Source organism: Microbacterium sp. MYb54 (genome assembly GCF_002979515.1).
Classification (GTDB): Bacteria; Actinomycetota; Actinomycetes; order Actinomycetales; family Microbacteriaceae; genus Microbacterium.
The window spans coordinates 101,811-116,270 of record NZ_PCPA01000006.1; the positions used below are offsets into that span (position 1 = coordinate 101,811).

The following is a 14,460-nucleotide window of genomic DNA, read 5'->3' on the forward strand; positions in this document are numbered from 1 at the left end:
GGCATCCGCTTCATTGAGCGGAGATCTCCGTGTCAGGCGGAGATGCGCGCGCAGACACTCCTCCCCACGGCGAGTTCTCCGCCCGGGGCGGCGTGCTCAGTCGACGTGGTCGCGGGTGCTCACCAGGGCGCGTGTCGCGATGCGGTGTCCTCGCGCGAGGCTTCCCGTGAGCGACAGCCCGGTGAGGACTCCGGCGAGGAAGCCGGCCGCGAAGGCGTCTCCCGCTCCGATGGTCTCCACCACCGGGGCGTCGAGCGCGTCGCTCTCCGCGGTCTCCGTGCCGTCGAACGCGACGGCGCCGCTCGAATCGGTGACGAGCAGGTACCGCGGCTGCGGGAAGAGGGCGCGCAACTGCTGTGGATCACTCGTGCCGAACACGGCCTCTGCATCGGGGCGGGTGCAGAACGCGATGTCGGCGCGGGCGGCGAAGTCCGAGACGATCCTCCGGCCCTCCGCCTCGCGTCCGCGCCAGAGCGCAGGTCGCCAGTTCAGGTCGAAGCTGAGCAGTCGGCCGGGGCACCGTTGCGCGAACAGCGCCTCCTGAGCCGCGAGAGCCGAGGCCGAGAGCGCAGGAGTGATGCCCGAGGTGTGCACGAGGGCCGCTTCGGCGAGGAGGCCGGACGCCACGGGCGTCGCCAGGGTCTGCGGCGACAGGGCCGCAGCGGCGGAGCCTGCGCGGTAGTAGTGCATGGTTCCGTCGACGGCGCCGTCGTCTCGCGCCGAGAGCTCTTTCACGTAGAGGCCGGTGGGCGCACCGTCGTCGACCTCGACCGCAGAGTCGTCGACGCCGTGCGCACGCGGCTCGGCGGTGAGGAACCGCCCGAAGCCGTCGTCTCCGACGCGCGAGAGGACAGACGTGCGGATGCCGGCAGACGCGAGAGCGATCGCGGTGTTCCACTCGGCTCCGGCCAGGGAGCGATGGAAGCTGCGGCAGTCCTCCAGCGGTCCTGCGGTGGCGGCGACGAGGGCGACCATGCCCTCGCCGAAGCAGACGGCGAGCGGGGTGGAGTCGGGCACGATCTGGACACTACCGGATCAGTGCCGCTCATGCCGATACCGGATTGCAACCTGGATCCGTTTGGAATCTGAGGATCTGCTGGGTACCGTCGATGCATCACCGCCCCGAGGCGAAGAAGCCTCGGGACGCGCAAAGAAGCGCCCGACAGGGAAGGTCACACAATGCACCAATCAGTCAAGCGTCGGCGAGGACTCATCGCCGTAACCGGAGCCACGATCGCCGCTCTCGCCCTCGCGGGGTGCGTCGCCAGCGAGCGAGGGGATGAGGGCTCCGAAGGGTCAGGCGATGTCGACGGAACGTTCGTCTTCGCGGCATCATCGGACCCGGCCAGCCTCGATCCCGCCTTCGCGCAGGACGGCGAGAGCTTCCGCGTCTCGCGTCAGATCTTCGAGGGGCTCGTCGGCACCGAACCCGGCACCGCCGACCCCGCACCGCTCCTCGCCGAGTCATGGGAGTCGTCGGAGGACGGCATGTCCCACACCTTCGAGCTCAAGAAGGACGTCACGTTCCAGGACGGCACGCCGTTCAACGCCGAGGCCGTGTGCGTCAACTTCGACCGCTGGTTCAACTGGACCGGCCTCGCCGCGTCCGAGGCGTTCGGCTACTACTACAACAAGCTCTTCAAGGGGTACGCCTCCAATGCGGCCGACGCCGTGTACAAGTCCTGCACCCCTGACGGCGAGAACTCCGTCACGATCGAGCTGAACAAGCCGTTCGCCGGATTCGTCGCTTCGCTGTCGCTCCCGTCGTTCGCGATGCAGAGCCCCTCGGCCATGCAGGAGTTCGGTGCTGACGAGGTCAGCGGCTCGGCCGAGGCCCCGCAGCTGTCGGAGTACGCGATGGGACACCCGGTCGGCACCGGCCCCTACGCGTTCGACGAGTGGGCGCCGGGCGAGCAGGTCACGCTCAAGTCCTACGACGGCTACTGGGGCGACAAGGGGCAGGTCGACGAGATCATCTTCCGCACGATCGATGACCCGACCGCTCGCCGCCAGGCGCTCGAGTCCGGCTCGATCGACGGTTACGACCTCGTCGGACCGGCCGACACCAAGGCACTCGAGGACGACGGCTTCACGATGGTGTCGCGTCCGCCGTTCACGATCCTCTACCTCGCGTTCAACCAGGCGGTCCCGGAACTGCAGGACCCGAAGGTCCGCGAGGCTCTGTCGTACGCGGTCGACAAGGACGCGCTGATCAGCCAGGTGCTGCCTGAAGGCACGCAGAAGGCGATCGAGTTCGTGCCCGAGGTCGTCAACGGCTACAACCCCGACGTCACGACGTACGACTACGACCCCGAGAAGGCCAAGTCGCTGTTGGCCGAGGCGGGCTACACCGAGGCGAACCCGTTGAAGCTCACCTTCAACTACCCGGTCAACGTCTCGCGTCCCTACATGCCGGACCCCGAGCAGATCTTCACGGTGCTGTCGTCGCAGCTGTCCGAGGTCGGCGTCGAGACCACCCCGGTCTCGGAGGAATGGGTCGAGTACCTCGACCGCACCACCGGCACCTCGGATCACGGCATCCACCTGCTCGGTTGGACCGGTGACTACAATGACACCGACAACTTCGTCGGCGTCTTCTTCGGCCAGCAGAGCTCCGAGTGGGGCTTCGACAACCCCGAGCTGTTCCAGAAGCTGAACGAGGCGCGCGGCGTCTCCAAGCTCGAGGACCAGACGGCGCTGTACGAGGAGATCAACGAGATGGTCGCCCAGTTCATCCCGGGCGTCCCGCTCGCGCACCCGGCGCCGACCCTGGCGTTCGACCCGCGCGTGAAGAGCTATCCCGCCAGCCCGGTGAACGACGAGGTCTTCACAGACATCGTCCTCACCAAGTAGGCCTGACCACCTGATATGCCCGACCCCGGTCCCGCGCCATCTGCGGGACCGGGGAACGGCGTACCTTCTGATCGACGGAGATCTTCGTGCTGCGCACCATCGGCAGGCGACTGCTGTTCCTCATCCCCACCCTGTTCGGGCTCAGCATCCTGCTGTTCGCCTGGGTCAGGGCCCTCCCCGGCGGCCCCGCGGTCGCCCTGCTCGGAGAGAAGGCCACACCCGAGGCCGTCGCGAGAGTCAACCAGCTCTACGGCTTCGACAAGCCCCTCATCGAGCAGTACTTCATCTGGATCGGCCGCCTCCTCCAGGGCGACTTCGGCACGTCCATCCAGACCAACCGGCCGGTGACGGAGGAGTTCCTCCGCCGGTTCCCCGCGACGCTGGAGCTGAGCGTCATGGCGCTCATCTTCGCCGTCGGCATCGGCATCCCGCTCGGATACTGGGCCGCCCGCCGCCACGGCAAGTTCACCGACCACGCCTCGGTGGTTCTGAGCCTGATCGGCATCACCATCCCGGTGTTCTTCCTCGCGTTCATCCTGAAGTACGTCTTCGCGGTGCAACTGGGCTGGCTGCCGTCGGACGGACGCCAGAACCCACGAATAGACGCGACCCATCCCACCGGGTTCTATGTGTGGGACGGCATCATCACCGGCGAGTTCGATGCCGCGTGGGATGCGATCCTGCACCTGATCCTGCCGGCGCTCGCGCTCGGCACGATCCCGCTCGCCATCATCGTCCGCATCACCAGGGCCAGTGTCCTGGAGGTGCAGAACGCGGACTACGTGCGCACCGGGCGTGCCAAGGGCGTGGGCTCGCCGACGTTGCGCAACCGCTTCATCCTGCGCAATGCGATGCTCCCCGTCATCACGACGATCGGTCTGCAGACCGGACTCCTGATCTCGGGGGCGGTGCTCACCGAGACGGTGTTCGCCTTCCCGGGCATCGGCTCGTTCCTGGCGAGGGCGATCTTCACCAGGGACTTCCCCGTCCTCCAAGGCTTCATCATCTTCATTGCGATCGCGTACGCGCTGATCAACCTGGCGGTCGATGTCTCCTACAGCTTCATCGATCCGAGAGTGAGGGTGCAGTGATGTCCCTCCCCATCGTCCGAAAGGAGTCGGTCGCATGACCATCGCACTCCCGCCCGCTCAGGGCCCGTCGGCGGAGAGCGGCGGCAGCATCGACACCGTCGCCATCGCCCAGGCCGATCTGAAGAACGGCTCCGGCGGATTCTGGCGGGACGTGTTCCGCCGTCTCCGCCGCAATCCGACCGCGTGGATCGGCGCGGCCATCGTCGTGGCGTTCCTGCTCGTCGCAGCCCTCGCCCCACTGCTCGCGCCCTATCCGGAGACGGCTCTGCCGGGAGCGAAGTACATCACCCCGACCTACATCCCAGGCCCCGGGGAGCTTCCGCAGTTCCCGCTGGGCCTCGATCGGTTCGGTGGCGACGTGCTCTCCAAGCTCATCTGGGGTGCGCAGGCATCGCTCATGATCGGTGTCATCTCGACCGCGATGGGCCTGGTCGGAGGCATGATCCTCGGACTGCTCGCCGGCACGTTCGGTGGATGGGTCGACACGCTCATCATGCGCATCGTCGACATCATCCTCTCGGTGCCGAACCTGCTGCTGGCGGTCTCGATCGCCGCGATCCTCGGGCAGACCCCCTTCGCGATCATGATCGCGATCGGGGCGTCGCAGGTGCCGATCTTCGCGCGGCTGCTGCGGGCGTCGATGCTGCAGCAGCGTTCGAGCGACTACGTGCTCTCCGCGCAGACCCTCGGTCTCGGCCGCGGCAAGATCACGATGTCGCACGTGCTGCCCAACGCCATCGGTCCCGTGATCGTGCAGGGGACCCTGACGCTCGCCACCGCGGTCATCGATGCGGCGGCACTGTCCTTCCTCGGCCTCGGCGGCGGACGCCCGGAGACGGCGGAGTGGGGGCGCATGCTCACCTACGCGCAGTCCGAGCTCGCGATCGCACCGTGGCTCGCCTTCCTCCCCGGCATCTGCATCGCCGTCACCGCGCTCGGCTTCACCCTGCTGGGTGAGGCGTTGCGCGAGGCGATGGATCCACGGACGAGGGCGCGATGAACGCGCGCGACGACGGCGCGATGCGCGCCGCGAAGGAGAATCAGATGTCGACCGAGCCGCTGCTGTCGGTACAAGGGCTGGCCGTGGACTTCGCCACCATGGACGGCGTCGTGCACGCCGTCGAGGGTGTCGACCTCGAGATCCGCCCCGGTGAGACCGTCGCGATCGTGGGGGAGTCCGGTTCGGGCAAGTCCACCACCGCGATGGCCATCATCGGGCTGCTCGCCGGCGGAGGCAAGATCGCCGCCGGCAGCATCCGCCTCGACGGGAAGGAGATCTCTCGGGCGTCGGAGCACGAGCTGCGCGCGATCCGCGGTCGCGACATCGGCCTCGTGCCGCAGGACCCGATGTCGAACCTGAACCCGGTCGCGAAGATCGGCACGCAGGTGGCGGAGACGCTGCTCGCGCACGGCCTCGCCACGCGACAGAACGTGCAGGCGAAGGTGGTCGAGGCGCTGACCGCCGCCGGCCTCCCCGATCCGGCGCGACGTGCGAAGCAGTATCCGCATGAGTTCTCCGGTGGCATGCGCCAGCGCGCGCTCATCGCGATCGGTCTGGCCTGCAAGCCGCGCCTGCTGATCGCCGACGAGCCCACGAGCGCCCTCGACGTCACGGTGCAGCAGACGATCCTCGACCAGATCGGACAGATGACGCGCGAGTTGGGAACGGCCGTGCTGCTCATCACGCACGACCTGGGGCTCGCGGCCGAGCGGGCGGAGCGGGTGATCGTGATGCACCGCGGCAAGGTCGTGGAGCAGGGCGACGCGCGGCAGATCCTCGAGGATCCACAGCACCCGTACACGCAGTCGCTCGTGAAGGCGGCGCCGTCGGTGGCTGCGGCCCGCCTGCAGCCGGAGGCGTTCCGGGTGCAGGATCGGCCCGCCGAGGTTGACCCCGCCGCTCCGGTCGCGCCGGCCGACAACATCGTCGAGATCGAGAACCTCACCAAGGTGTATCCGGTGCGGGGACGAGGCGAGGACTTCGTCGCCGTCGACGACGTGTCGTTGGTGATCCCGCGCGGGGAGACCGTCGCGATCGTGGGGGAGTCCGGTTCGGGCAAGACCACGACCGCACGGATGCTGCTGAAGGTGATCGAGCCGACGAAGGGTCTGATCCGCTACGAGGGCAAGGACATCTCCACGCTCTCCCGCGCGGAGACAAGGAACTTCCGGCAGCAGGTGCAGCCGATCTTCCAGGATCCGTATTCGAGTCTGAACCCGATGTTCACGATCGAACGGCTGATCGCCGAGCCGTTGGAGTTCTACAAACGGGGGAGCGGCGCCGATCGTCGCACGCGCGTGCGGCAGCTGCTCGATGACGTGGCGCTGCCCCAGTCGATGCTGCGGCGGTACCCGTCCGAGCTCTCGGGAGGCCAGCGGCAGCGCGTCGCGATCGCCCGTGCCCTCGCCCTCTCGCCCGATCTGATCGTGTGCGACGAACCGGTGTCGGCGCTCGACGTGCTCGTGCAGGACCAGATCCTGAAGCTGCTCGGCGACCTGCAGCGGGAGTATGGCCTGAGCTACCTGTTCATCTCGCACGACCTCGCGGTGGTGCGACTGATCAGCGACTACGTGTGCGTGATGAAAGACGGCAAACTCGTGGAAGCGGCCACCTCGGAGGAGATCTTCACGAATCCGCGAGACCCGTACACGCGGCGCCTGTTGGCCTCGATCCCCGGCAACGAGCTGGGCATCGCGTCCTGAGATCACCGGGCCGGACGCGATCCGGCCCGGTGATCGGGCACTCATACCGCAGCTTCCAAGATTGGTCAAGGACTGCGCTTGCCATGTCGCACAATCGTGCGTATAGTTGGTAGTTGCGCTCGTTTCTCCCTGCCCTCATATGGTGGTCGGCATTGTTGAGTTCCCGGGCGCACACTCCACCTGACGACAAAGGAATCGAGAAGCCCTGCGGGGCTCACGGAGGTTATTCCCTTGGCTGCTGCTCGCAACGCATCCACATCCACCACCACCAAGAACGGACGCGGAGCTTCCCGTCTTTCGTTCGCCAAGATCTCCGACACGCTGACTGTCCCAGACCTTCTCGCCCTGCAGACCGAGTCTTTCGGTTGGCTCGTCGGTAACGACGACTGGAAGGCGCGCGTCGCCGAGGCTAAGAAGGCCGGTCGCACCGACGTCAACGAGAACAGCGGTCTCGGCGAGATCTTCGAGGAGATCTCTCCGATCGAAGACCTCGGCGAGACGATGCAGCTCTCGTTCACGAACCCGTACCTCGAGCCGGAGAAGTACTCGATCGAGGAGTGCAAGGAGCGTGGCAAGACCTACGCCGCTCCGCTGTACGTCGAGGCCGAGTTCATGAACCACCTCACGGGTGAGATCAAGACCCAGACGGTCTTCATGGGCGACTTCCCGCTCCAGACGGGCAAGGGCACGTTCATCATCAACGGCTCCGAGCGCGTCGTCGTCTCGCAGCTGGTGCGCTCGCCGGGTGTCTACTTCGACAAGACCCCCGACAAGACGTCCGACAAGGACATCGTGTCGGCGCGCGTCATCCCGAGCCGTGGTGCATGGCTCGAGTTCGAGATCGACAAGCGCGACCAGGTCGGCGTGCGCGTCGACCGCAAGCGCAAGCAGTCGGTCACGGTCTTCCTCAAGGCGCTGGGCATGACCAGCGAGGAGATCCTCGCCGAGTTCGCCGGCTACACCTCGATCGAGGAGACGCTCGCGAAGGACACGATCGTCACGAAGGAAGATGCGCTCCGCGACATCTACCGCAAGCTCCGTCCGGGCGAGCAGGTCGCTGCCGAGGCCGCCCGTGCGCTGCTGGACAACTTCTACTTCAACCCGAAGCGCTACGACCTGGCCAAGGTGGGTCGTTACAAGATCAACCAGAAGCTGGGCCTTGACCAGCCGATGTCCTCGTCGGTCCTGACCGTCGAGGACATCGTGGCCACGATCAAGTACCTGGTGCGTCTGCACGCCGGCACCGAGGAGACCTTCAGCGGCATCCGCGGTGGCAAGAAGGCCGAGATCCGTCTCGCGACCGACGACATCGACAACTTCGGCAACCGTCGCATCCGCGCGGTGGGCGAGCTGATCCAGAACCAGGTCCGCACCGGTCTGTCCCGCATGGAGCGCGTCGTCCGCGAGCGCATGACCACGCAGGACATCGAGGCGATCACGCCGCAGACCCTGATCAACGTGCGCCCCGTCGTCGCCGCGATCAAGGAGTTCTTCGGAACGTCGCAGCTGTCGCAGTTCATGGACCAGAACAACCCGCTCGCTGGTCTGACGAACAAGCGTCGTCTGTCCGCGCTCGGACCCGGTGGTCTCTCACGTGACCGCGCCGGCGTCGAGGTCCGTGACGTCCACCCGTCGCACTACGGCCGCATGTGCCCGATCGAGACTCCTGAAGGCCCGAACATCGGTCTGATCGGTGCTCTCGCGACCTTCGCGCGCATCAACTCGTTCGGCTTCATCGAGACCCCGTACCGCAAGGTCACCGGCGGCGTCGTCACCGAGCACATCGACTACCTCACGGCTTCCGAAGAGGTCGACTTCAACATCGCGCAGGCCAACGCCCCGCTCGATGCCAAGGGTCGCTTCATCGAGAGCCACGTCCTGGCCCGCCCCAAGGGCGGCAGCGGCGAGGTCGACATGTTCCTGCCGGAGGACATCGGCTACATCGACGTCTCCCCGCGCCAGATGGTGTCGGTCGCGACTTCGCTCGTGCCCTTCCTCGAGCACGACGATGCACAGCGCGCCCTCATGGGTGCCAACATGCAGCGTCAGGCTGTGCCGCTGCTGCGCAGCGACTCGCCGCTCGTCGGAACCGGTATGGAGGGCTACACGGCCATCGACGCCGGTGACGTGCTCACGGCCGAGAAGCCCGGTGTCGTCTCCGAGGTCTCCGCAGACCGCGTCGTCGTCATGCTCGACGAGGGTGGAACGCAGGAATACCACCTGCGCAAGTTCGACCGCTCCAACCAGGGCACGTCTTACAACCAGAAGGTCGTCGTCAACGCCGGTGAGCGCGTCGAGGTCGGAGAGGTCATCGCCGATGGCCCCGCCACCGAGAACGGTGAGCTGGCCCTCGGAAAGAACCTCCTCGTCGCCTTCATGACGTGGGAGGGCTACAACTTCGAGGACGCGATCATCCTGAGCCAGGACCTGGTGAAGGACGACACCCTCTCCTCGATCCACATCGAGGAGTACGAGGTCGACGCCCGCGACACCAAGCTCGGCAAGGAGGAGATCACCCGTGACCTCCCCAACGTCAGCCCGGAGCTGCTGAAGGACCTCGACGAGCGCGGCATCATCCGCATCGGTGCCGAGGTCCGCCCCGGCGACATCCTCGTCGGCAAGGTCACGCCGAAGGGCGAGACCGAGCTGTCGGCCGAGGAGCGTCTGCTCCGCGCGATCTTCAACGAGAAGAGCCGCGAGGTTCGCGACACGTCCCTGAAGGTGCCTCACGGCGAGCAGGGCACGATCATCGCGGTCAAGGAGTTCAACGCCGAAGACGGCGATGACGAGCTCGGCTCCGGCGTCAACCGCCGCGTCGTGGTCTACATCGCCCAGAAGCGCAAGATCACCGAGGGTGACAAGCTCGCCGGCCGTCACGGCAACAAGGGTGTCATCGCGAAGATCCTCCCGATCGAGGACATGCCGTTCATGGCAGACGGCACCCCGGTCGACATCGTCCTGAACCCGCTCGGCATCCCGGGTCGAATGAACTTCGGCCAGGTCCTCGAGACCCACCTCGGGTGGATCGCGAAGCAGGGCTGGAAGGTCGAGGGCACCCCGGAGTGGGCTTCTCGTCTGCCGGAGCAGGCCTTCGAGGCGGCTCCCGGTACGAAGGTCGCCACCCCGGTGTTCGACGGTGCGAGCGAGGAGGAGATCGCCGGTCTCCTCGACGTGACCACCCCGACCCGCGACGGTGTCCGTCTGATCGACTCCACCGGAAAGGCCCAGATGTTCGACGGCCGCTCCGGCGAGCCGTTCCCGGCTCCGATCTCGGTCGGCTACATGTACATCCTGAAGCTGCACCACCTGGTCGACGACAAGATCCACGCACGTTCCACGGGTCCGTACTCGATGATCACCCAGCAGCCGCTCGGTGGTAAGGCGCAGTTCGGTGGACAGCGCTTCGGTGAGATGGAGGTGTGGGCCCTCGAGGCCTACGGCGCCGCATACGCGCTCCAGGAGCTCCTCACGATCAAGTCCGACGACATCCTCGGCCGCGTCAAGGTGTACGAGGCGATCGTCAAGGGCGAGAACATCCAGGAGCCCGGCATCCCCGAGTCCTTCAAGGTGCTCATGAAGGAGATGCAGTCGCTCTGCCTGAACGTCGAGGTCCTCTCGGCCGATGGCACGCTGGTCAACCTCCGCGACACCGACGACGAGGCGTTCCGCGCCGCAGAAGAGCTCGGTATCAACATCTCCAGCCGCTTCGAGGCCGCCTCGATCGACGAGATCTAATCCGCTGGTGTGCTCGGGAGGCAACTCCCGAGCACACTGAAGCAGACTTCTCAAAAAGAATTCCGACACAGGAGAATCAGTGCTCGAGTCAAACACTTTCGATGAGCTTCGCATCGGCCTGGCCACCGCGGACCACATCCGCGCGTGGTCGTACGGTGAGGTCAAGAAGCCCGAAACCATCAACTACCGCACCCTGAAGCCGGAGAAGGATGGTCTCTTCGGAGAGCAGATCTTCGGCCCGTCCCGCGACTGGGAGTGCGCCTGCGGCAAGTACAAGCGTGTCCGCTTCAAGGGCATCGTCTGCGAGCGCTGCGGCGTGGAGGTCACCAAGAGCTCCGTCCGTCGTGAGCGCATGGGTCACATCGAGCTCGCCGCTCCCGTCACCCACATCTGGTACTTCAAGGGCGTGCCCTCGCGTCTGGGCTACCTGCTCGACATGGCGCCGAAGGACCTCGAGAAGGTCATCTACTTCGCCGCCTACATGGTCATCTCGGTCGATGAGGATGCTCGTCACCGCGACCTGGGTACGCAGGAGAACAACGTCCGTCTCGAGCTGAAGACGCTCGGCGACCGCCGCGATTCCAAGATCGCGGAGCGCCTGGCCAAGCTGGAGGAGGAGCTCGCTGCTCTCGAGGCAGAGGGCGCCAAGGCCGACGTCAAGAAGAAGGTGAAGGACGCCGCCGAGAAGGAGATGTCCCTCATCCGCAAGGGTGCCGACGAGCAGATCGCCAAGCTCGAGCGCGTGTGGGAAGACTTCCGCACGCTCGAGGTCGGCGCACTCCGCCCGGAGGACGACGTCTTCCACGAGCTGCAGGACCGTTTCGGTCAGTACTTCGAGGCCTACATGGGCGCCGAGTCGATCCAGCGTCGCCTCGCGGCGTTCGACCTCGTCGCCGAGGCGGAGAACCTGCGTCTGCAGATCTCCGAGGGCAAGGGCCAGCGCAAGATCCGTGCGATCAAGCGCCTCAAGGTCGTCAGCTCGTTCCTCGAGACCGGTATGAGCCCGGCCGCGATGGTCCTCGACGTCGTCCCGGTGATCCCGCCGGAGCTGCGCCCGATGGTCCAGCTCGACGGTGGCCGCTTCGCGACCTCCGACCTGAACGACCTGTACCGCCGTGTGATCAACCGCAACAACCGTCTTCGTCGTCTGATCGACCTCGGTGCCCCCGAGATCATCGTCAACAACGAGAAGCGCATGCTGCAGGAGGCCGTCGACGCACTGTTCGACAACGGTCGCCGTGGTCGCCCCGTCACCGGTACCGGCAACCGTGCCCTGAAGTCCCTCAGCGACATGCTGAAGGGTAAGCAGGGTCGTTTCCGCCAGAACCTGCTCGGCAAGCGTGTCGACTACTCGGGCCGTTCGGTCATCATCGTCGGACCGCAGCTGAAGCTGCACCAGTGTGGTCTGCCCAAGCAGATGGCTCTGGAGCTCTTCAAGCCGTTCGTCATCAAGCGCCTGATCGACCTCGGTCACTCGCAGAACATCAAGGCTGCCAAGCGCGCCGTCGAGCGCACCCGTCCCGAGGTCTGGGACGTGCTCGAGGAGATCATCCGCGAGCGTCCGGTGCTGCTCAACCGTGCACCCACCCTGCACCGTCTGGGTATCCAGGCGTTCGAGCCTCAGCTCGTCGAGGGCAAGGCCATCCAGCTGCACCCGCTCGTCTGCGCGGCGTTCAACGCCGACTTCGACGGTGACCAGATGGCTGTGCACCTGCCGCTGTCGGTCGAGGCTCAGGCCGAGGCCCGCGTGCTGATGCTCGCGTCGAACAACATCCTGAAGCCGTCTGACGGTCGTCCGGTCACCCTGCCTTCGCAGGACATGATCATCGGTCTCCACCACCTGACCACGGTCAAGGCGGGGGCAGCCGGTGAGGGCCGCGCGTTCGGTTCGGTGGGCGAGGCGATCCTGGCCAAGGACGAGGGCACCCTCGACCTGCAGGCGAAGATCCGCATCCGCATCCCCGGTCTGACGTTCCTCGAGGGCGAAGCTCCCGAGGGCTACGAGCGCCACGGTCTGGTCGATGCCTCGCTGGGTCAGGCGATCTTCAACGACACGCTGCCCAAGGGCTACCCGTTCGTCCGCGAGCAGGCTGACAAGAACAAGCTGTCGCAGATCGTCAACAAGCTGGCCGAGGAGTACCCCAAGGTCGAGACGGCTGCGTCGCTGGACCGCATCAAGGACGCCGGTTTCTACTGGGCAACGCGCTCCGGTGTGACCGTCGCCCTGAGCGACATCCTGACCCCGCCGAACAAGGCGGAGATCGTCGCCGGCTACGAGAAGCAGGCCGCGAAGGTCCAGTCGCAGTACGAGAAGGGTCTGACGACCGACTCGGAGCGTCGCCAGGAGCTCATCAAGATCTGGACCGAGGCAACCGACGAGGTTCAGGCCGCCATGAAGGCGAACTTCCCCGAGGACAACACCATCAACCGCATGGTGTCCTCCGGTGCTCGTGGTAACTGGCTGCAGATCCGGAACATCGCCGGTATGCGAGGGCTCGTGAACAACCCCAAGGGTGAGATCATCCCGCGTCCGATCATCTCCTCGTACCGCGAGGGTCTGTCGGTTGCGGAGTACTTCATCGCGACGCACGGTACCCGTAAGGGTCTGGCCGACACCGCTCTGCGTACCGCCGACTCGGGTTACCTGACCCGTCGTCTGGTGGATGTCTCGCAGGACGTCATCATCCGCGAAGAGGACTGTGGCACGTCGAAGGGCCTCGAGCTCCCGATCGCCGCTCCGAACTCGCAGGGTGAGCTCGTGCGCGACGCGAACGTCGAGAACTCGGTGTTCGCTCGTACGCTGGCCTCCGACGTCGTGAGCGAGTCGGGCGAGGTTCTCGCCTCGGCCGGTGACGACGTGGGTGACGTGCTGATCGACAAGCTCGTCGGTCTGGGTGTCGAGAGCATCAAGGTGCGCTCGGTCCTGACCTGCGACTCCGCCGTCGGTGTCTGCGCGCAGTGCTACGGCCGTTCGCTCGCGACCGGCAAGACCGTCGACATCGGCGAGGCCGTCGGCATCATCGCGGCCCAGTCGATCGGTGAGCCCGGTACCCAGCTGACGATGCGTACCTTCCACACGGGTGGTTCGGCATCGGCGGATGACATCACGCAGGGCCTTCCCCGCGTGCAGGAGCTCTTCGAGGCGCGTACCCCCAAGGGTGCGTCGCCGATCGCCGAGGCCGATGGCCGCATCGCGATCGACGAGACCGACAAGGGCAAGAAGGTCATCCTGACGCCCGACAGCGGTGACGAGCCCGTCATCTACCCGGTGCTGAAGCGTGCGACGCTTCTCGTCGAGGACGGCCAGCACGTCACGGTCGGTCAGCCGATCCTGGTGGGCACGCTCGACCCCAAGGAGATCATGCGCGTCATGGGTGCTCGCGAGGTGCAGCGTTACCTCGTCGGCGGCGTCCAGGGCGTGTACCGCTCGCAGGGTGTGCCGATCCACGACAAGCACATCGAGGTCATCGTCCGTCAGATGCTCCGCAAGGTCACGGTCGTCGATCACGCCGACACGAACCTGCTGCCGGGTGAGATGGTCGACCTCAAGCGCTACCAGTCGATCAACCGCGAGACCGTGGCAGAGGGCAAGCGCCCCGCGTCCGGCCGACCGGAGCTGATGGGTATCACGAAGGCGTCGCTCGCGACCGAGTCGTGGCTGTCGGCCGCCTCCTTCCAGGAGACGACCCGCGTGCTCACCGAGGCTGCGATGCAGGGCAAGCGTGACCCGCTGGTCGGTCTCAAGGAGAACGTCATCATCGGTAAGCTCATCCCCGCCGGAACCGGTCTCTCGAAGTACCGCGACGTCACGGTCGAGGCCACCGAGGAAGCCAAGAGCGAGCGCTACCCGAACCGGATCTTCGCATCCGACGGCGCGTACGCTGACGGCGACTTCGGCTACGTCGACTTCGACGCGTTCTCGACGGACGACATCACCCCCGGTACTTACAACTGATTGAGTACTGAGTGACTGAGAAGGCCCCAGGCGATTCGCCTGGGGCCTTCTTCGTGCCCGCGTGCGTTGGAAGTGGCGCGAGTGCACGGGAAGCCGCCGAGTGCACGGGTTACGTGCGCCGCC

At 66.1% G+C, this 14,460-nt stretch carries 7 protein-coding genes; 6 read left to right on the forward strand and 1 reads right to left on the reverse strand.

The features are described 5' to 3' along the window. Window positions 1-96: 96 nt before the first annotated feature. Window positions 97-1,017 (reverse strand): sugar kinase, encoded by a 921-nt coding sequence (locus CQ040_RS08770; protein WP_105527352.1) that lies wholly within the window; start codon window positions 1,015-1,017, stop codon window positions 97-99. Window positions 1,018-1,179: 162 nt separating this feature from the next. Between CQ040_RS08770 and CQ040_RS08775 the strand changes: the two genes are divergently transcribed. The 6 genes from CQ040_RS08775 to rpoC all read left to right on the forward strand — a co-directional run bounded on the left by CQ040_RS08775 (window position 1,180) and on the right by rpoC (window position 14,337). Next, a complete protein-coding gene (locus CQ040_RS08775) occupies window positions 1,180-2,853 on the forward strand; it encodes an ABC transporter substrate-binding protein (RefSeq protein ID WP_105527351.1) in 1,674 nt (557 codons plus the stop codon). An 86-nt stretch (window positions 2,854-2,939) separates the two neighbouring features. Further along, window positions 2,940-3,944 carry an ABC transporter permease gene (locus CQ040_RS08780; RefSeq protein WP_105527350.1) on the forward strand — a complete coding sequence of 335 codons (1,005 nt, stop codon included), beginning with the start codon at window positions 2,940-2,942 and terminating at the stop codon, window positions 3,942-3,944. A 34-nt stretch (window positions 3,945-3,978) separates the two neighbouring features. Next, entirely contained in the window at window positions 3,979-4,944 is a 966-nt protein-coding gene (locus CQ040_RS08785) for an ABC transporter permease (RefSeq protein WP_028502214.1), read from the forward strand. Further along, window positions 4,941-6,647 carry an ABC transporter ATP-binding protein gene (locus tag CQ040_RS08790; RefSeq protein WP_105527349.1) on the forward strand — a complete coding sequence of 569 codons (1,707 nt, stop codon included), beginning with the start codon at window positions 4,941-4,943 and terminating at the stop codon, window positions 6,645-6,647. The genes CQ040_RS08785 and CQ040_RS08790 overlap by 4 nt, the downstream gene beginning before the upstream one ends. 231 nt (window positions 6,648-6,878) lie before the next feature. Further along, the gene (locus CQ040_RS08795) at window positions 6,879-10,382 is read left to right on the forward strand and encodes a DNA-directed RNA polymerase subunit beta (RefSeq protein ID WP_105527348.1); all 3,504 of its coding nucleotides are present in this window, start codon (window positions 6,879-6,881) and stop codon (window positions 10,380-10,382) included. A 79-nt stretch (window positions 10,383-10,461) separates the two neighbouring features. Further along, entirely contained in the window at window positions 10,462-14,337 is a 3,876-nt protein-coding gene (gene rpoC / locus CQ040_RS08800) for a DNA-directed RNA polymerase subunit beta' (protein ID WP_028502217.1), read from the forward strand. Window positions 14,338-14,460 lie beyond the last annotated feature (123 nt).